The organism is Streptomyces sp. Mut1 (assembly GCF_030719295.1).
GTDB lineage: Bacteria > Actinomycetota > Actinomycetes > Streptomycetales > Streptomycetaceae > Streptomyces > Streptomyces castrisilvae.
Genome location: NZ_CP120997.1, coordinates 5171865 through 5190900, shown reverse-complemented (window position 1 = coordinate 5190900; position 19036 = coordinate 5171865). Strand labels below are relative to the sequence as shown.

The window sequence follows — 19036 nt, the reverse complement described above, 5'->3', positions numbered from 1 at the left end:
CACAGGAGAGGTGCCATTAGCAAGCAGACCATTCTCGGACGCGTGACCCAGCTGGCGAAGGCCAACATCAACGCCCTGCTCGACCAGGCCGAGGACCCGCAGAAGATGCTGGACCAGCTGATCCGCGACTACACCTCCAACATCGCGGAGGCCGAGCAGTCCGTGGCCGCCACCATCGGCAACCTGCGCCTGATGGAGCAGGACCATGTCGAGGACGTCGAGGCGGCGAGGGAGTGGGGCGGCAAGGCGCTCGCCGCCAGCCGGAAGGCCGACGAGCTGCGGGCGGGCGGATCGGGCCCCGAGGCCGACAAGTTCGACAACCTGGCCAAGGTGGCGCTAGGCCGCCAGCTCCAGTCGGAGAAGGAGGCGAGGACCGCCGAGCCGACCATCGCCGCGCAGAACGAGGTGGTCGACAAGCTCAAGACGGGCCTGGACCAGATGAGGGCGAAGCTGTCGGAGCTGAAGGCCAAGCGGGACGAGCTGGTGGCACGCGCCAAGTCCGCGCAGGCGCAGAACCGGATGATGGACTCCGTCAAGAACATCAATGTCCTCGACCCGACGAGCGAGCTCAGCCGGTTCGAGGACAAGGTGCGGCGCGAGGAGGCGCGGGCGCTCGGCAAGCAGGAGCTGGCCGCCTCCTCGCTGGACGCCCAGTTCGAGCAGTTGGACGCGCTGGGCGACAGCGCCGAGGTGGAGGCCCGCCTCGCCGCGCTGAAGACCACGAAGTGAGCCCCGCCCGCGGACCGGGCCGGGCTCAGAACATGCTGAGCAGTTCCTCCACCGACCGCTCGGCGGGCGGCCGGCCGTCGGGCAGCGGCAGTTCGAACCAGACGGTCTTGCCGCGCGGGGTCCGCCTCGCCCCCCACGCCGCGCTGAGGAGCCCGACGAGCTGGAGGCCGCGCCCGCCCTCGTCCGTGTCGCGGGCGCGCCGGCGCCGGGGCTGGACCAGACCGGCGTCCCACACCTCGCAGACCAGGGTGCGGTCGCGCAGCAGCCGGAGCCTGATCTCCCCCTCGCCGTAGCGCAGGGCGTTGGTGACCAGCTCGCTGACCAGGAGTTCGGTGGTGTCGACCAGCTCTTCCAGGCCCCATTCGGTCAGCTGGCCGCGGGCCAGTTCGCGGGCGCGGCCGACCGAGCGGAGTTCGCGGGGCAGCCGCCAGTCGCCGACGGCCTCGGTGGGCAGGCCCTGGATCCGGGCCATCAGCAGCGCGATGTCGTCCTCGCCGTGCCGGGTGTCCAGCGAGGTCAGTACGCGGTCGCAGACGTCTTCAAGGGGGCGTTCCGGTTCGACCAGGGCGGCGCGGAGCGCGGCCAGGCCCTCGTCCAGCGGGTGGTCGCGCGACTCGACGAGGCCGTCGGTGTAGAGGGCGAGCAGGGCGCCCTCCTTGAGCTCGACCTCGACCTCCTCGAAGGGTTCGCCGCCGACGCCGAGCGGCATCCCGGGCGGTACGTCCAGGAGCAGCGCGTCCTCGCCCGGCTCGACTACGACGGGCGGCAGATGGCCGGCGTTGGCGAAGGTGCAGCGCCGGGTGACCGGGTCGTAGACGGCGTAGACGCAGGTCGCGAGGTACACCTCGGAGAGGTCGGCCTCGCGGGACTTGCGCGCGGCCCGCGCGGGCCACTGGGCGCCCCCGCCGCCGCCGGACGGGGAAGCGCCGCCGGGTGTGCCGAGTCCCCGGGCGACCTCGTCGAGCGCGGAGAGCACCTCGGCGGGCTCCAGGTCGAGCAGGGCCAGTGTGCGTACGGCGGTGCGCAGTTCGCCCATGGCCACGGCGGCGCGCAGCCCGCGGCCCATCACGTCGCCGACGACGAGGGCGGTGCGGTGGCCGGGCAGCTCGATCACGTCGAACCAGTCGCCGCCCACCTCGGTGGCGGTGTTGCCCGGCAGGTAGCGGCAGGCGATGTCGAGCCCGGCGGCCTCGGGGTCGCCCGGGGGGAGCAGGCTGCGCTGGAGGATCAGGGCGCGTTCGTGCTCGCGGCGGTAGAGGCGGGCGTTGTCGATACAGACGGCGGCGCGGGCGGCCAGCTCGGTGGCCAGGGCCCGGTCCCGGTCGTCGAACGGCTCGCTCCCCTTCGTACGGGAGAACCGCACCAGGCCCACCACGGTGTCGTGGGCGACCATCGGCACGGCGAGCGTGGACTGTACGAAACCCCGGTCGTCGGCCGGGACGTCCTCCACCCGGCCGGTGCGCAGGGCGACGGCGCAGGGCGAGCCGAAGGGGTAGCGGTGCACGGCTCCGAGGGCGGGGGGCCCGTCGGGGCCGCCCGGCGGTCCGGAGTCGGATGCGGCGGGCAGGGCGTCCGAAACGGCGCTGGCGAAGGCGACGCGGCGCAGCTCGGCGGAGCCGCCGACCGCCTCCCGCGGCAGTGGGCTCCAGCTGCCGGGCGCGGCCTCGTCGCCGGTCAGGAGCGCCTGGTAGAGGTCGACGGACGCGAGGTCGCAGAAGACGGGGACCGCGACGTCGAGGAGCTCGCGGGCGGTGGTCTCCAGGTCCAGGGAGTTGCCGATGCGGGCGCTCGCCTCGTTGAGCAGGGCGAGGTTGCGGCGGGCGCTGGCGGCTTCCCTGGCGGCCATGTGACGCCGGGTCACGTCGGTGGCGAGTCCGGCGATGCCGATGGGGCGGCCCGATCCGCTGTGCACCCGGTAGAGGTTCATCGACCAGTGGCGGCGCTCGGTGTCGCCCGGGGCCATGCCGACGAGCTGGAGGTCGGTGACGGAGTTGCCCGTCTCCAGGACCCTTTCGAGCGTGGCCGTCAGGCGGTCCGCCTCCGCGCCCGAGAGGTAGTCGCCGACGGTGCGGCCGCGGTGGTCGTCGGCCCGGCCGCCGAAGACGGTGGCGAACCGCTCGTTGGCCCGTACGACGGTGAGGTCGGTGCCGAAGAGGACGAAGCCGAAAGGAGATTGGCCGAATATCGCCTGCGAGGCGGCGAGATCCGTCTCGATCCGGCGCAGTGCGCGGACGTCCACGACAATGCAGACCGCGGCGCGCTCGCCGGTGGCGGTCTCACTGGGCATCACGTAGATCTCGGCGAGCCCGTGCACTCCGTCCTCGCCCGGCATCCGGAAGGGGACGAGGCCCGTCCACTCCTTGCCGTCGAGCACCTCGCCGACCCGGCGGCGGCCCTCGCGGCGCACCTCCCCGGGCAGGAACGCCTCGACCGGGTCCTTGCCCACCGCCTGGTGAGCGGCAACGCCGAAGAGACCGGCGGCCCGGCGGCTCCACTGCTCGATCAGGCCGTCGGGCCCGATCGAGAAGGAGGCGACTCTGATGTAGTCGTAGATCGAGCCGGGCGGACTGCTCTGCCACACGACGTCGCCCGCTGTCCCAGGTATTTCGCTCACGCGACCGTCCCCTCCAGCTCACACACCGGACCGGTCATGCCCGCAGTATTCAGCACTACGGCCCCGTCCGGCACGGCGTTCACGATCACAGCACGGTCTCAGTCCCTTTCAGCCAGGTTCTGCCCGACCTCCGGTGATCGCTGTGCGTCCCACCTCACTCCTAACCAGGCAGGGCCAGCTCGAACCACACCGTCTTGCCGCTCTTTCCCCGTCTGGTCCCCCAGCGCCGGGCCGCGCAGGCCACGAGCTGGAGCCCTCTGCCGCTCTCGTCCTCCGGTCCGGGCGCGCGTTCGGTGGGCGGATCCGGAAGCGGATCGGAGACTTCCACCAGGAGACCGGGGTGGGCGCAGGGGTGGGCGCCGTCGGGGTGAGGGCGCATGAGGCGCACCCCGATGGGCCCGTCCGTATAGCGCAGGGAGTTGGTCACCAGCTCGCTGACCAGCAGAACCGCCTCGTCGCCGACGGCGGTGTCGAGCCCCCAGCAGCGCAGCGCGTCATGAACGGCGTGCCGGGCGGTACGCACGGCGCCGGGGACAGCCGGAAAGCTCCACTCGGCGCGGTCGCCTTCGGTATCGGTCACACCGATCACTCCCAGGGCCTGCAACGGAAACGCCCTGCATGCGGGGGCTGAACAGCACATACCCGATATTCATGTCCAAATACCGCTGCCCTCGACACGCGGGGCGTACGGGTGTACGGCAGTGCGCACGTACAGGTGCCCGGGAAGCGGGGGCGCACACATGCGGCGCCGCACACCGCGCCCCGGTCGCTCCGCCCGGGGGCGTGCGCCGCGTCCCGCGCCCCCGCGCTCAGCGCGGAGCGCCACCGGGCGGCCGGCCGCACGGACTCCCCCGGTCGCCGGGCGGTCAGCACGCGACCGGTCAGCGCGCGAAGCGGTCAGCGCGCGAAGCGGTCAGCGCGCGACCGGTTCAGCGCGCGACGCGGTCAGCGCGCGACGCCTCCGCCGCCGGGCAGCCGGCGCACGGCTTCCGCGACGGCGGACAGATCCTGCTCCAGCCAGTCGACCGTGCCGCTCTCGCCGGGCCCCAGCCAGCGCAGCTCGTCGTGGTCCTGCAAGGGCGCGGGCACGCCGGACACCAGCCGGGCCGTCCACACGCGCAGGACGTAGCCGCGCGGCAGCGGCCATTCTCCCGGGATGCGCTCCAGGGGCTCCGTCTCGACGCCCAGCTCCTCGCGGAGTTCGCGCACGAGGGCCTGCTCGCCGCTCTCCCCCGGCTCGACCTTGCCGCCGGGCAGCTCCCAGCGGCCGGCCAGCTCGGGCGGCGCGCTGCGGCGCGCGGCCAGCAGCCGCCCCCGGTCGTAGACGGCCCCGGCCACCACCACGCGATCAGTCATGCCGGGGAGCGTAATACCCCGCCCTCGGGCCCCTGAAAAAGCCCACGAACGGCTGGATTCCCCCCGGCGCGGAGCACCGGCGCACTACGGCCGGGCGGCCTGACCGACGCGTTCCACCCAGTAGAGCTGCTCGTGGCCCCGGTCCTGCAACTTGTCGGCCGTCCGCTGGGCCTCGTCCTGCGTGGCATACCTGCCCACGCGGTAGCGGCTGCCGTTGTCATCCTGCCGGACCACCAGCCAAGGAAGCACGGCACCGCTGTCGCTCATCGTGTTTCTCCCGAGCATCGCGCCCCTCCCCTGAACGACGTGCACGCTTCTAAGGAACCCCAGGAAACCGCAGTACGCATATGCCCGAGCGTACGCCTGACCTTCACTCAACGCATGCGTCTTTACACAAAGAGACACCAATCCGGCCAGGAACGGATCGACGCCCTGGGGGCGCATCCGACTGGATGCGCCCCCAGGGCGTCACGGAAACCCCACCGCCCTCCACGGCACCGCGCATAGGAGCGGGACATGACAATCGGACACAGGCGTCCGCCCGGCCGCGATCACCTCACGGGCAGCCGGTATCCGACCCGGTAGCGGTCGGCGGGCACCACCACATCGGCGGTCTCGACGGGCCGGCCCGAGGCGTAGAAGGTCCGCTCGATCACCATGACCACATGCCCCGGCACACCCCCCAGCGCCAGGAGCTCCTCCGCCAGCCCCGGCCGCGCGCCCACCTGCTCGGCCACGTTGTCCACGACGACATCGATGGCGGCCATCCGCTCGACCACCCCGCAGCCGCCCAACGGGCCCTCCTCCGGCAGCATCACCGGCGTGCGCCCCGTGACCGCGAGGGGCTCCCAGGAGGTGGAGAGCATCATCGGCTCACCGGCCTCCCGGAACACATAGCGCGTACGCATCACCCGGTCGCCCGGCTCGATGCCCAGCCGGGCGGCGATCTCGGGGCTCGCGCCCTCCTGTTCGCTCCTCGACTCCCAGGTCCCCCGCGCCCCCTCCGCCGACTGCTCCTGCCGGAACGGGCCGGCGCCCGCGTCGGGCCGGAAGCCGGAGCGCTCGATCATGCGCGGGACCGGACGCTCGCGCACATACGTACCGGAACCGGACCGGCCCTCGACCAGCCCTTCGGCCATCAGGACCTTGCGCGCCTCCAGCGCGACGGTGTCCGAGACCCCGTACTCCTCGCGAATGCGCGCCTGTGAGGGCAGGCGCGTATGCGGCGGCAGCGAACCGTTGACGATCTTTTCCCTCAGATCGCTCGCCACGCGCAGATAGGCGGGCCGCTCACCGAAAGCCACAGGCCACTCCCCAAGAGGTTGACAGACTGCGACAGCGTCGCAACCGTGGGTTCCGGACCGCAAGCAGAGGCCAGAGTTTCACTCGAAGTGATGACATTGGCCGGGCCTGCGCATATCCCGCGGACGGGGCCGGGGGCCCGGCCCCGAGGGGGCGGCCGCGCGCGGCCGCCCCCTCAGCCGTGCGTGCGCGCGGTCACCAGTCGACGGTCTCGGACCAGATGGACTGGATGTAGCCCGAACCCCACGGGTTGACTGCGACCGAGGTCTGGCCCACGGGGGCCCAGTCGCCGAGGACGACGCGCTGCGGGAGCCGGGGGTCCAGCGCGTTGAGCACCGCGTGGATCCGGTGGTGCCCGGTCCCTCCGGTGCACAGGCTGGAGATCGTGCTGCCCGCACCGCTCCCGTAGGAGACCGTGCAGTTGGCCGGTGCCGCCTGGGCGGAGGGGGCCGACGTCAGCATCGCGCCGACGGCGGCCATGGCAACGGCCGCGGTACCGATCACACTGCGCTTCCCGAACATGAGACTCCTTGGGTCCGTTGATGGGTCCAGCGACGGGTCCGGTGACCGGAACCCGCCGCGATCCGCCGAACACACCGCGCATGTCAGATTCATGACACTTCCGGAGATCGCGTGAAGGATCCTCCACACATGTGTGCGCGCTGACAAGAGCGTTGCCCATATTTGGTCCAGTCCAATCGAGGCGACTTCACGCCAGGGGGACCGCGCGTAGGGAAACCCCTCAGCATTCGCGCAGTGCCTGGCAGCCGCTCCGGCCGTCTCCCCACACTCGTGCGTCGGCATCGCTCCCCACCGGGGCGCCGCCGCCGGTTCGCCGCACCTGCCCACCGCGCCACCGCCCCCAACACCCCGCGGGCCGGCGGCCGGACTCCCCTGTACGAGGTGAAAGGACACCCCCGTTCCTATGTACATACGAAGAGCCGCGAGGCTTCTGACGGCCACTGTGGCCTGTGCGTGTGCCTCCGCCATCGCCCTGCCCGGGGCGACGGCCGCCCCGTCACCCGCCGTCCCCTCCCCGACCGCGGGCCCCCACGCCTTCGCCCCGGCCCCGTACACGACGCAGCCCTCGGCCGCCGTCCGCAAGGACGTGGAGGCCGACGCGAAGAAGGCCCTGGCGGCCCACGGGCAGGCCGCCCACCGCAGCGGCTCCGACTCCTTCACCGTCCGGAACCTGGTGGTCGACCGGGACGGCTCCGCCTCCGTACGGTTCGACCGGACGTACAAGGGCCTGCCCGCCTACGGCGGCGATGTCGTCGTACGGCTGAAGCAGGACGGCGCCTACGAGTCGCTGACCACGGCGGCGCGGGCCACGCCCGCGGTGTCCACCACCCCCGAGCTCACCGCGCCCCGCGCCTCCCAGCTGTCGAAGAAGGCGTTCCGGGGCTCGGTCGACTCGGTCTCCGCGCCGCGTCTGGCCGTCCAGCTGAACGACGACGACGCCACCCTGGTCTGGGAGACCGTGGTCAGCGGGGTGCGCGCCGACCAGACCCCGAGCCGGCTGCACGTCCTGGTGGACGCGCGCTCCGGCGAGGTCGTCCGCACCAGCGACGAGGTGAGCACCTTCGCGGCCGCCGGTGACGCCGCCCCGGCCCGTACGGCCACCGCGGCGAAGGCCCCGGCCGTCGCGGTGGCCGCCGCCACCGCGGGCACCGGCCGCACGATCTACAGCGGGCAGGTGTCGCTCGACGTCACGCAGACCGGCGGTGGGTATGCCCTCCAGGACCCGTCGCACGGCAACGGCTACACGACCAACCTCAACCACGCGACCAGCGGCACCGGTTCCGTCTTCACCAGCTCCACCGGCACCTTCGGCAACGGCTCCGCGAGCGACCCCGCGTCGGCCGGCGCCGACGCCCACTACGGGGCGGCGATGACGTTCGACTACTTCAAGACCGCCCACGGCCGCAACGGCATCTTCGGCGACGGCCGGGGCGTGCCCTCGCGGACCCACTACGGCAACGCGTACGTGAACGCCTTCTGGGACGGCAGCCAGATGACGTACGGGGACGGCCAGGGCAACCAGCGCCCGCTGGTCGAACTCGACGTCGCCGGGCACGAGATGGCGCACGGCGTGAGCGGCGCGCTCACCGGCTGGGACGAGACCGGTGAGACCGGCGGGATGAACGAGGGCACCAGCGACATCTTCGGCACACTGGTGGAGTTCTACGCCAACAGCCCGGTCGACAAGCCCGACTACACCATGGGCGAGCTGATCAACATCAGCGGCAACAACCAGCCGCTGCGCTGGATGAACCAGCCCTCGCTGGACGGCGCGTCGCCCGACTGCTGGAACAGCAACAACGGCAGCCTCGACCCGCACTACTCGATGGGCCCGCTGAACCACTGGTTCTTCCTGGCGGCCGTCGGCAGCGGCAACCACGGCTACGGCAACAGCCCGACCTGCAACAACTCCACGGTCAACGGGATCGGCAACGACAAGGCCGGCAAGATCTGGTTCAAGGCGCTGGCCTCGTACGCCAACAGCCGGGAGAACTACCACCAGGCCCGCATCGACTCGCTGAAGGCGGCGGCCGACCTCTACGGCGCCCACTGCACCGAGTACAACACCATCGACGCGGCCTGGGCGGCGGTCAGCGTCACCGGGGCGGACCCGGTCCCCGGCACCTGCGGCAGCCAGCCCGGTTCGCCTTCGGTGACCAACCCCGGCAACCAGACGAGCGCCGTCGGCACCGCCGTCAGCGTGCAGATCCAGGCGAGCGACCCGGGCGGCCAGGCCCTCACCTACAGCGCGAGCGGCCTGCCCGCGGGCCTGTCGATCAGCTCCTCCACCGGCCGCGTCACCGGCACCCCGACCACCGCCGGCACCTCCGCCGTGACCGTCACCGCGAAGAACCCCGCCGGCGCCACGGGCACGGCGGCCTTCACCTGGACCGTCACGGGCGGCGGCAACCCGCCCGAGGGCTGCGGCGACCTGCCCGCCTGGAACGCGACCACCGGCTACACGCCGGGCGACCAGGTCTCCTACAACGGCCACACCTACACCTCGCAGTGGTACTCGACCGGAGCGGAGCCGGGCGCCCCGGGCTCCTGGGCCGTCTGGACGGACAGCGGCCCCTGCTGACCCCCTGAGCACCTGAGCACCTGAGCACCTGACACCGGACCACCGGTCACGGCGCGTGCCCCGCCGCGCCGTGACCGGTCAACCCGCGTCCGGGAGTGCACCGTTGACCCCGCCCCCGCCCGGCCCTACATTCGGTCGGTCATGGGCGGGCCCTGCTGCACGGGCAGCGGGGAAGAAGGCTGCGCGCAGAGGGGCCCCCGATGACCCGCTCCAGAACCGACCGTCTCCGTACCGCCGACTCCCGTACCCCGGGCTCCCGCACCCCGGGCTCCCGCACCTCGGGCCGGGACGCCCTGCGCCACGCGGCCCGCGCCCACCTGGAGGGCGGCGGCGGTGTCCTGCTCACCGGCCCCGAGGGCATCGGCCGGAGCACGACGGTGACCCAACTCGCCGACGAGTTCGCGGCGCGCGGGCACCGCGTCCTGCGCTGTGCGCCGGCCTCGTCCGACCGGGACAGCCCCTTCCTCGGCCTCATCGACCTGCTGGCCACGGCCGGCGACGCCCCGCTGGCCGGTCTGGCCGCCCAGGAACGGGCCCTGCTCGAAGGCGCGCTCCTGCGCCGCACGCCGCCCGCCGGAGCCGACCCCACCACGGGCCGGGACGCGCTGGTCCTGCGCATCGCCGTGCGCAAGGTCCTGGCCGCGCTCGCCGGGACCGGCCCCCTGCTGGTGGTCGTCGACGACGCGCAGTGGCTGGACGAGCCGACGGCCCGGGTCCTGCTGTTCCTCGCCCGCCGCAGCGTGCCCGGGTACGCCGTACTCGCCGCCCTGCGTACGCCGCTCGCCCCGTCCGACGAGGTCCCGCGGCCGGACCGTGCGACGGCCCCGGAGCTGTGCCCGCAGCCGCTCCGTACGCTGCCGCTCGAACCCCTGACCGTCCGCGAGATCGCCGAAGTGCTGGACGCGCACGGCGAGGGCCCCTGGCCGCCGCGGCTGACCGCGCGCCTGCACGAGGCCGGCGCGGGAAATCCCCGTACGGCCCTGGAACTGTCCGCCGCCCTCCACGCGGCGGTCTCCTCCGGCGCGCCCCTCCCCGACTCCTCGGAGCCGCTGCCCGTCCCCGAGTCCCTGAGCCGTCCGCTCCTGGAGCGGGTGGAGGCGCTGCCGGCGCGGGCCCAGCAGATGCTGCTCACCGCGAGCGCCGCCGTCCGCCCGACGGTGGAGCTGCTGCGGCGGGCGGGCTGCCGGTACGCGGACGCCGATGTCGACACCTGCGTACGGCACGGCCTGCTGCGGGCGCGGGACCACGGCACGCTCGGCTTCCCCGACCCGCTCACGCCGTTGGTCCTGGCGGCGCGGGCCCCGTACGCGCTGCGGATGGACGCGCACCGCGCCCTGGCCGGGGCCGCCGACGACCCGGTCGAGCGCGCCCATCACCTCGCCCGGCTGACGGCGGGCCCGGACCCGGCGGTGGCGGACCGGCTGGTCGAGGCGGCGGCCGCGGCCCGGCGCCGGGGCGCACCGGGGACGGCGGCCCGGTTCGGGCGGCTCGCGGCGCAGTACACCCCGGCCGACGGGACACCCACCGGCATCGGCCGCCGGCTCACGGCCGCGGAGGACGGGCTGGACGCGGGCGACTTCGGCTTCGCCCGGCAACTGGCGTACGAGGTGCTGCGGGAGGCGGTCCGGCCCGCCGACCGGGTGCGTGCCTGGAACGTGGTGGTGGACTCCTCGGGCCAGGCGATGTCGGAGGTCGCGGACGTGTTCCCCGAGGCGGTACGGGACGCGGGGCGCGATCCCGGGCTGCTGGCCCCGCTGCACTACCGCATGAGCTGGCACGCGTGGATGGTGGGCGGCTCGGCGCGGCGGGCGCGCGACCACGCCGCACGGGCGGCCGGGCTCGCCGCGCGGGCGGGCGACCGGCGCACGGAGGTGCTGGCGCTGACCCAGCAGGCGGCCCTGGAACTCTTCCTGGGCCTGCCCGAGGCGGAGTCGACGCTCACCGCCGCACTCGCCGCGCCCCACGACGCGTACGCGATGAGCCACCACAACGGGCCGATCTATCTCAAGCACCGCTTCCATCTGGTGCACGACCAGCTGGAGGAGGCGCGGGCGGAGCTGCGGACGCTCGTGTACACCCTGCGTCAGCGCGGTTCGGCGGACTGTCTGAGCCAGTGCCTGATCGGCCTGGCCCAGCTGGAGATCCAGCGCGGGCGCTGCCGGCAGGGGTTGTCGATGGCCCGTCAGAGCCTGCGGATCGCCGAACGGGCGGGGCTGAGCCAGGGGCCCGCCTGGTACGCGGTCGCCCTCGCCGAGACCGCGGGCGGCAGCCTGAGCCAGGGCCTGGCGGCGGCGGAGGCGGCCAGGCGGCACAGCGAGGACGACGACGACCGGCTGTTCCTGCCCAGGGCGCTGCACGCCGAGGGCCGGATCAGGCTGTTCAGCGGCCAGTACGGGCAGGCCGCCCAGCTGCTGCGCCGTACCGCCGAGATGGAGAGCGCCCAGGGCCAGGGCGACCCCGCGACCCGCCGCTGGCACGCCGACCTCGTCGAGGCGCTGGCCCGCAGCGGGGCGGTGGACGAGGCGGAGTCGGTCGGCGACCGGGCCCGCGCCCAGGCCGCCCGGCTCGGCAGGACCGGCACCCTCGCCGCCCTGGACCGGGCGGCGGCGACGGTCGCCGAGGAGCGCGGTCGCCTCGGGGCGGCCGCCGCGGGCTACGAGGACGCGGCGGGGCGCCTGCGGGCGGCCGGCTACCCCCTGGAGGAGGCCCGCGCCCATGTGGCGCTCGGCCGCGTCCGCCGCCGCCTCGGTGACGAGGGCGCTTCCCGCGCGGCCTTCGCCCAGGCGCTGCGCATCTTCACGGCGGCGGGCGCGCGGGCCTGGGTCGCGGGTGTACGGACGGAGCGGGACCGGGGCGAGGAGGCGTCGTTCCCGCACCTGGAGGGCAACGCGTGGCCGGAGCGGCTGAGTTCGACGGAGCGCAGTGTGGTGACGCGGGTGGCGCAGGGCGCGACGAACCGGGAGATCGCGGCGGGTCTGACGCTCAGCGTGAAGACGGTGGAGGCGGCGCTCACCCGCGCCTATCGCAAGCTGGGCGCGAAGTCGCGCGTGGAGATCACCCGAATCGTCATGGCCCGCCCGGCAACGTGAGTCGCGATCAGGGGAGTTGGGTGCGCAGTCCCTTGACGAGGACACGCCCATGAGTATGGTCTAGACCTGAAGGTGAGCCTCGGTCGCGGAAGCGGCCGACGGCGCGCGAAGGGCTGCGGGCGGCGCCCCCTCGCCACCGGCCGCACCCATGCCCTCACCGTGTTCAGCACTCCCCACACGAGGCCGCACCGGTGCGGGCGCGTCCGACCGCTGCCGTCACCCCGCGGCAGTCCCCAGCGAAGGAGTTGGCATGAACGCGAAGCGAAGACTGGCCCTCGTGATCGGTGCCGGAGTCGCCCCCCTGCTCGCGGTGGCCCTGCCGGCCGCCACGGCCAGTGCCCACGGATACGTCTCCAACCCGCCGAGCCGCCAGGCCCAGTGCGCCTCGGGCGTCGTCGACTGCGGCCAGATCAAGTACGAGCCGCAGAGCGTCGAGGGCCCCAAGGGCCTCATGAGCTGCAGCGGCGGCAACGCGCAGTTCGCCGAGCTGGACAACGACAACAAGGGCTGGAAGGCCACGTCGGTCGGCAGCTCGACCGACTTCTCCTGGACCCTGACGGCCCGCCACGCCACGAGCACCTGGCAGTACTACATCGGCAACTCCAAGATCGCCGAGTTCAACGACAACGGCGCCCAGCCCGGCGCCACCAAGACCCACCACGTGAACTTCGGCAGCTTCTCCGGCCGCCAGAAGGTCCTCGCCGTCTGGAACATCTCCGACACGGCCAACGCGTTCTACGCCTGCATCGACGTCCAGATCGGCGGCGGCGGCGAGAACCCCGGCGGCGGCGACGACGGCGACCCGGGCGACTGCGCCACCGCGGCCTGGGACGCCGGCCGCGTCTACAACGGCGGCGACACCGTCTCGTACAACGGCCACACCTGGCGCGCCAAGTGGTGGGTCCAGGGCGACCAGCCCGGCACCACCGGCGAGTGGGGCGTCTGGGAGGACCTCGGCGTCTGCTGACGCCACACAGGTGAGCGGTTCGGCCTCTCCGCGGGGGCGCGGTACTCCTGCGGAGGGGCCTTCGCCATGCGACACGTCCCGCCTCGCCGGACAGAAGAGGCAACAGGCAACCCTGCCAAATCTTGATCCCTGAACCGCACCTCGTGCCAGACTCGCTCTTGGATGCGGAGCGGAACGAACCCCTCACCAAGGGTGTTCGCCGCCGGTCTCCGCGTCGCCGGTGAACGTCGAACGAAAGTCCCCCGTGAGGGCACACGGCTCTCACGGTCACTGTTCGAGGGGGAGTCCGATGACGAGCACACCTTCACACTTCGGCCCGGAACTGCGCCGATTACGGCAGGAGGCGGGGCTGTCCCTGGCCGACTTCGCCATGGCGCTCAACTACGACAAGGGCCACCTCAGCAAGGTCGAGCGCGGCGGGCGTACGGCATCGTCCGAACTGGCCCGGCGATGCGACGCCTTCCTCGGCGCGAAGGGCGAACTGGAGCGCCTGGCCGCCCGCCCCGATTCCGCGCCGGACACGGCCGAAGCCCCTGCCCCGAGCCTCTGGCAGGTCGGGCGCCGGGCGGTCCTCGCGGCGGGCACGGGGTCGCTGATCGATCTCGGGCTCAAGGGCGGAGGTCAGCCGCACTCCGCCGCCGGTCCTCTCCTTCTGTCCTTCCGGGCGCAGTTCGACCAGCTTCGCCAACTCGGCCAGTCCACCGCCCCGAAGCTGCTGCTTCCCCTCCTGGAGACGCAGACTCGTACGGTCGCCGGGCTGGCCGCCGGCAGCCCCTCTGCCACACGCACCCCCGCGCTCCTGCTCGCCTCGCGGTTCGCGGAGTTCACCGGCTGGATGGCCCAGGAGGCCGGGGACACCGGCGCGGCGCTCGGCTGGACCGGCGAGGCCGCCGAACTGGCGCGCGCCGGGGGCGATCCGTACCTGGGTTCGTACGCGCTCGTGCGACGCGCCCTGGTCACGCTCTACGACGGCGACGCCGCGACCACCGTCACTCTGGCCCGCCGGGCGCAGCGCGACGACCTCCCGCCCCGCATCCGGGGACTCGCGGCTCAGCGGGAGGCGCAGGGACACGCTCTCGTCGGCGAGGAACGCGACTGCCTGCGCAGCCTCGACAGGGCGCGGGAGCTGCTCGCGGGTGACGACGTCCGCGACAGCGCGGGACCCGTGATCGGCACCACCCATGTGAACGATCCGGCGGCGATGACGACCGGTTGGTGCCTGCACGATCTCGGCCGGCCGAAGGCCGCCGCCGAGATCCTCGACCGGGAGTGCCACCGTCTCCCTGCGCACGCCCTGCGCACCCGTGCCCGGTACGGCTTCCGCAGGTCCCTGGCCCACGCGGCCTCCGGGGAGGTCGAGCATGCGTGCACGATCGCCGGAGAACTCCTCGGGGTCATGCCGGCCGTGCCCTCGGCCACGGTGAACAGCGACGTCCGGCGTCTCGCGCGGGAGCTCCACCGGTTCCGGAGCAGCCGGGCCGTACGCGATCTGCAGCCCGCGCTGGCCCGGGTGCTCGCCCCCGCGCAGGACTGACACCGGCTCCGCGACCGGGCCGTACCGGCGGCCGACACCACGAGGGAAGCTGCCCGGCCCGCCGGGCACCCCCTTCTGCTCAACCCCCTGATCCCCGTCCACCGCATCACACCGCGCTCCGGCCTCTCGGGCCCGCCAGCGATCAGTGAGAGCGGGGCGGCGCACCTTCCTCCCCCGTACGCCACGCGTGGACGCGTCATGCCGTCATGCGCACGGGCCTCTTGCCCCGGGCGGACCGGGGACCTCCCCCACATCTCACCTCACCTCAAGAAGGGAACCTTCATGCCCGACGTCTTCGTCAACTACCGCACAGGCGATGAGGAATCAGCGGCGACTCTCATCGACCGGGAACTCGCCCGCCGGTTCGGCCGCGAGCGGGTCTTCTTCGCCAGCAACTCCATCGAGCCCGGACACCGCTACCCGGCGGAGCTGGTCAAGGCCGTGGAGGAGTGCCAGGCGCTCCTCGCCGTCATCGGGCCGCGCTGGGCGGAGGTGCGCGGTGCCGACGGCCGCCCCGCACTGGAGGCCCGGCAGGACTGGACCCGGCGCGAGATCGAGACGGCGCTCGACCGCGGAGTCCTGGTGATTCCCGTGCTCGTAGGAAAGGCCACCCGGATCGACCCCGCCGTCCTCCCGGAGGACCTGCGAGAGCTGGCGGACTGCCAGTACAGGCGGTTCGACCACCGAAACGCCGAGTCGGATCTGGCGGCGATCGGCGACGCCCTCGCCCGGCTGCTGCCGGAGCTGGGCGAGGAGGACCGGGACGCCCGTGCGGCACGGGAGCGGGCGGAGGCGAAGTCCCGCAAGAAGTCGGCCAAGGACCGCGGGCGCGTCAGGATGCAGGCACGCGACATGGAACAACGCGTACGCGGCGGTATCGGCAACCTCAACGGAGACCTCGGCACCTTCGTCAACGAGCCACAGGGGCCGGTGAACACCGGTCGCGGACCGCAATACAACGCACCCCACTTCGAGGGGGACAACACCGGCGTGCAGTTCACGGCGGGCGACAACAGCGGTACGGTCCACCAGCGCTTCGAGCGCGAGCGCCGGCGTTCGGACGACGAGCGATGACCGAGCAGGAACGCGTCACGGTCAATGATCCGCGCGGCCCGGTCAACAACGGCGAGGGGCCCCAGTACATCTTCTACGGCGCCGGCGCGGACTGGATGCGCCGCAAGGGAATCGAGTCCCTGCGCATTGTCCGCGAGGACCGAGTGCGCCTGGCCGACCGGTTCGCCCCGCCGGGGGGATATCGCACCGCCGCCGACCGCCTGGAGAAGCCGGGGTCGGTGGTGCTGCTGGACGCACCGCCCGGCAGTGGCCGCCGTGCCGCGGCGATCATGCTGCTGCACGAGCTCGGGGAGGACGGGGGCACCGCCGGGGACGAGGCACGATTCGAGGAACTGCCCGCCACCGATACGGACGAGCACGCTCCCGGCGAGGGCGACCGGTTCCTCCTCGACCTCTCGGGAATCACGGACGAGGAGACGTACGCCAAGGCCCGGCACTGCCTTGCCGTACGCCGGTCCCGCGTCCAGCAGGCGGGCGCACACATGGTGGTCGTCCTGCCGTCGGGCATGGCCCACGCCCATGCGCCGGACCTCGAACCCGACACGGTGAAGCTGCGGCGGCCCCGGGGTATCGCGGTCGTCACCCGGCACCTGCGCGTGGCCCGGATGGAGTTCCGCCCCTCGGACCTGCGGAGCGCCGGGCTTCAGCACCTGTGCGACCGCTCCCCCATGTGGGAACTGGCGCGGCTCGCTTCGCTGGTGAGGGCCGCCCGGGACAGCGGCCGGTTCGGTGCGGACTTCGCGGGATGGCTGGACCAGGCGATGCACGCGGTGACCGACCGGGCCGATGAGGTGGGCCGGCAGGTGACCGCGTTCCGCGCCACGCCCGATCGGACCCTGCTGCTCGCGGCCGCGGTGTTCGAGGAGTTCCGCGCGGACACCGTGTACGAGGCGTGGCACGGCCTCATGAAGACGGTGCGGCACGAGGAGGAGGCAACGACCGAGCTCGCGCGGACGGATTTCGGGGAGCGGCTGGCGGCCCTCGGGATCGAGCGTGACGCCGCCGGCCGGCTCCGCTTCGAGCAGCTGGCGTACGCCGACGCGGTACGGACGTACTTCTGGGAGAACTTCCCCGGCGTACGCGACGACCTCAGGGACTGGATCGACGAGGCCGCCGGGCTCCAGGGGATGACCGTGGACGACCAGGTCGACGTCGTCATCCGCTTCGGCGAGCAGTGCCTCGCCGTCGGGCGGCCCGACCACCTCTTCGACCTGGTGGCCCGCTGGGCGGACGCTGCGACCGGGACAGCCTGCGACCCGCGAGCTGTGGCAGCTCTCGAACTCGGCCTCAGCCACGAAAGGCTCGGCGGGTGGTTCCGCAGACGGATGTACGACTGCGTGAGGTCCGGCCCCTTGTCGGACGGCCTCGTGCGCGTCCTGACCGCCGCCTGCCGTCAGAACCTCGGTGCGACACATCCGGATCAGGCTCTGGTGCGGCTGCACTACCTGGCCGTACGGCGGGGGCAGGCGGCGCACGAGGCGGCGGAGGCCCTGCTCGAACTCGGCAGCAGCGACCATCGGCTCCACCGGCTGCTGGTCGGCCGCCTGCGGGACCGGATGCGTCGCGAACGGGATGCGGAGGCCCATCTCCAGCTGCTCACCGAGCTCCTGAGGAGCGACCGGGTCCCGGATCCGCCACCGTGGCCGGACCTGTTCCGGGGCTGGGAGGCGGTCTTCGCCCAGCCGCCGACGGACCGCTGGACACCGCTGGTGAAGAGCTGGCTGACCAGCGTGACCCACGACAGCGCGCGGGACATGGCACTGGGCGTGATGGTCGGAGCGACACACGGACGCGCGGCCGCACTCCACCGCCTCTACGCCCTCGCCTGCGACTGGGCGGGGGGCGGGCGCGATCCCTCCCGGGCAGCCGTCGCCAGCCGCTTCTGGCAACACATCGACCAGGCTTCGTTCGCCCGCACGGAACACACGGACCCCGGGCCCCGGACCACGGAAGAGGAACGATGAAGGACCGCTTTCCCCGCATGCTGTTCGTCGCTGTCTGCGGCCTGGCACCGGCTGCCCTGGGGAACTTCCTGAACTGGTCGCCCTGGCTGTGGGGCTTCATGTCCATGGTCACGGTCTCCGGCTCCCTCCTGTTCGTGATGGCGGTCCTCAGCAGCGACCGCACGCCGGCCGAACCGTACGAGCCCGCGGAACCCGATCCGCCTGCCGCACCGGCGGAACAGCCGTACCAGGAGACCCGGGTGATCGACGCCGCGCTGCCGAGCGCGACGGACGGCTACGACTTCCTCTTCTCCGCCACCGTGTGGTGGAGGCCGGCACCCGACTACGGCGACTGGTCCGACAGCGCCTCCCCGGCCCTCGCCGTGTCCTCGGTCGTCAGCCGGGCCCTGGCGGTGGTCCGTCGTGAGGAGCCCGGCCGGGCGACCTTCGCGCGCTATCTCCTGGAAGGAGAGCTGGGCATTCCGCTGACGGACCGCAGCGGACGGGTCGAGGCCATGGTGGCCGATGTGACGCTGACCCTCGCTCCCGGCGACCGCGAGCGCCTGCGGAAGCTGAGCGACCTCCGCAAGGACGAGGAGATCTGGGAGCACGAGCGTCAGCACGAGCGCAACAAGCGGCGCTACCTCGGGGAGGACGTCATGACGAGCACGGGCAGCGCGGTCGTGTGGTGGCTGGCCCGTCACGAGGACGAGATCGAGAAGGCGGTCGACATGATCGGCCCGCTCGCCCAGGTCGCGGCGGCGGCGAACGACCAGGAGGTACCCGAACTCTTCCGTCACCTGCTTGTCCCGCCCGTGGGCGCCCGGAGCGAAGCGACCGTCGGAGGCCCTCTCTGGGACGGACCGGCCCGGGAGGAAGGGGGGTTTGACCGTGAGGAGGAGGTCGGGGTCGCGGATCGTCTGCTCGTACTGCTGGCGGCGGCGGGCCTGAAGCCTGATATGGACGGGTACACCGTGTTGGTGCACAGGGTGCTGCTCACTCTTGAGGCGGAAGGGCTGCACGATGCCGCAGAGGAGATCAGGCGGACCATTCTCGTGACGCCCGACGAGGACGCGGCCGGGGAATACGGGGAGTACACCCGCGCGACCGCTGACCCGCACGCCGACGACGCGGCCGGTTTCGCGGCCGGGACGGCTCGGAACGACGCGGGCGACCAGGGCCAGGGCTGGTGGACGACGAGTGGGGAGGACACGTCGCCCCCGTATTACTGGGACACCTCCCACAGCCCGCACCGGCCCCCCACGCCTCGCTCGGGAGCCGACGAGGACGAGGGCGTCAGCTGACACACACCAGTCGGCCGGCTG

The 19036-nt window shown here is 73.0% G+C and carries 14 protein-coding genes; 8 read left to right on the top strand and 6 right to left on the bottom strand.

All coding sequences use genetic code 11. From position 1 onward, the window contains the following. Nucleotides 1-15: 15 nt before the first annotated feature. The gene (locus P8A18_RS22690; RefSeq protein WP_306061076.1) at nucleotides 16-729 is read left to right on the top strand and encodes a PspA/IM30 family protein; all 714 of its coding nucleotides are present in this window, start codon (nucleotides 16-18) and stop codon (nucleotides 727-729) included. 25 nt (nucleotides 730-754) lie between these two features. Here P8A18_RS22690 and P8A18_RS22685 read toward each other — a convergent pair whose 3' ends face one another. The 6 genes from P8A18_RS22685 to P8A18_RS22660 form a co-directional block, all read right to left on the bottom strand. Further along, complete coding sequence (locus P8A18_RS22685) at nucleotides 755-3310, bottom strand: SpoIIE family protein phosphatase (protein ID WP_306061074.1); 2556 nt, start codon at nucleotides 3308-3310, stop codon at nucleotides 755-757. Nucleotides 3311-3503: 193 nt separating this feature from the next. After that, nucleotides 3504-3932: an ATP-binding protein gene (locus P8A18_RS22680; protein WP_306061073.1), complete on the bottom strand. Its 429-nt coding sequence runs from the start codon at nucleotides 3930-3932 to the stop codon at nucleotides 3504-3506. A 356-nt stretch (nucleotides 3933-4288) separates the two neighbouring features. Continuing rightward, nucleotides 4289-4699, bottom strand: a complete 411-nt coding sequence (locus tag P8A18_RS22675; protein ID WP_306057106.1) for a (deoxy)nucleoside triphosphate pyrophosphohydrolase — start codon at nucleotides 4697-4699, stop codon at nucleotides 4289-4291. Between the two features lie 84 nt (nucleotides 4700-4783). Next, nucleotides 4784-4966: an SPOR domain-containing protein gene (locus P8A18_RS22670; RefSeq protein WP_306057104.1), complete on the bottom strand. Its 183-nt coding sequence runs from the start codon at nucleotides 4964-4966 to the stop codon at nucleotides 4784-4786. A gap of 284 nt (nucleotides 4967-5250) precedes the next feature. After that, nucleotides 5251-6003, bottom strand: coding sequence for a GntR family transcriptional regulator (locus tag P8A18_RS22665; RefSeq protein ID WP_306057102.1), 753 nt, complete (start codon nucleotides 6001-6003; stop codon nucleotides 5251-5253). Between the two features lie 193 nt (nucleotides 6004-6196). After that, a complete protein-coding gene (locus P8A18_RS22660) occupies nucleotides 6197-6523 on the bottom strand; it encodes a hypothetical protein (RefSeq protein WP_306057100.1) in 327 nt (108 codons plus the stop codon). Nucleotides 6524-6926: 403 nt separating this feature from the next. Between P8A18_RS22660 and P8A18_RS22655 the strand changes: the two genes are divergently transcribed. The 7 genes from P8A18_RS22655 to P8A18_RS22625 all read left to right on the top strand — a co-directional run bounded on the left by P8A18_RS22655 (nucleotide 6927) and on the right by P8A18_RS22625 (nucleotide 19015). Further along, nucleotides 6927-9104 carry a M4 family metallopeptidase gene (locus P8A18_RS22655; RefSeq protein WP_306057099.1) on the top strand — a complete coding sequence of 726 codons (2178 nt, stop codon included), beginning with the start codon at nucleotides 6927-6929 and terminating at the stop codon, nucleotides 9102-9104. 200 nt (nucleotides 9105-9304) lie between these two features. Next, nucleotides 9305-12193 carry an AAA family ATPase gene (locus P8A18_RS22650; protein WP_306057097.1) on the top strand — a complete coding sequence of 963 codons (2889 nt, stop codon included), beginning with the start codon at nucleotides 9305-9307 and terminating at the stop codon, nucleotides 12191-12193. 250 nt (nucleotides 12194-12443) lie between these two features. Next, the gene (locus tag P8A18_RS22645; protein WP_306057096.1) at nucleotides 12444-13160 is read left to right on the top strand and encodes a lytic polysaccharide monooxygenase; all 717 of its coding nucleotides are present in this window, start codon (nucleotides 12444-12446) and stop codon (nucleotides 13158-13160) included. A 289-nt stretch (nucleotides 13161-13449) separates the two neighbouring features. Beyond that, nucleotides 13450-14694 (top strand): helix-turn-helix domain-containing protein, encoded by a 1245-nt coding sequence (locus tag P8A18_RS22640; protein ID WP_306057094.1) that lies wholly within the window; start codon nucleotides 13450-13452, stop codon nucleotides 14692-14694. 282 nt (nucleotides 14695-14976) lie between these two features. After that, the gene (locus P8A18_RS22635) at nucleotides 14977-15768 is read left to right on the top strand and encodes a toll/interleukin-1 receptor domain-containing protein (protein WP_306057093.1); all 792 of its coding nucleotides are present in this window, start codon (nucleotides 14977-14979) and stop codon (nucleotides 15766-15768) included. Then, nucleotides 15765-17732 (top strand): hypothetical protein, encoded by a 1968-nt coding sequence (locus P8A18_RS22630; RefSeq protein WP_306057091.1) that lies wholly within the window; start codon nucleotides 15765-15767, stop codon nucleotides 17730-17732. The genes P8A18_RS22635 and P8A18_RS22630 overlap by 4 nt, the downstream gene beginning before the upstream one ends. A 17-nt stretch (nucleotides 17733-17749) precedes the next feature. After that, nucleotides 17750-19015 (top strand): hypothetical protein, encoded by a 1266-nt coding sequence (locus P8A18_RS22625; RefSeq protein WP_371933704.1) that lies wholly within the window; start codon nucleotides 17750-17752, stop codon nucleotides 19013-19015. Nucleotides 19016-19036 lie beyond the last annotated feature (21 nt).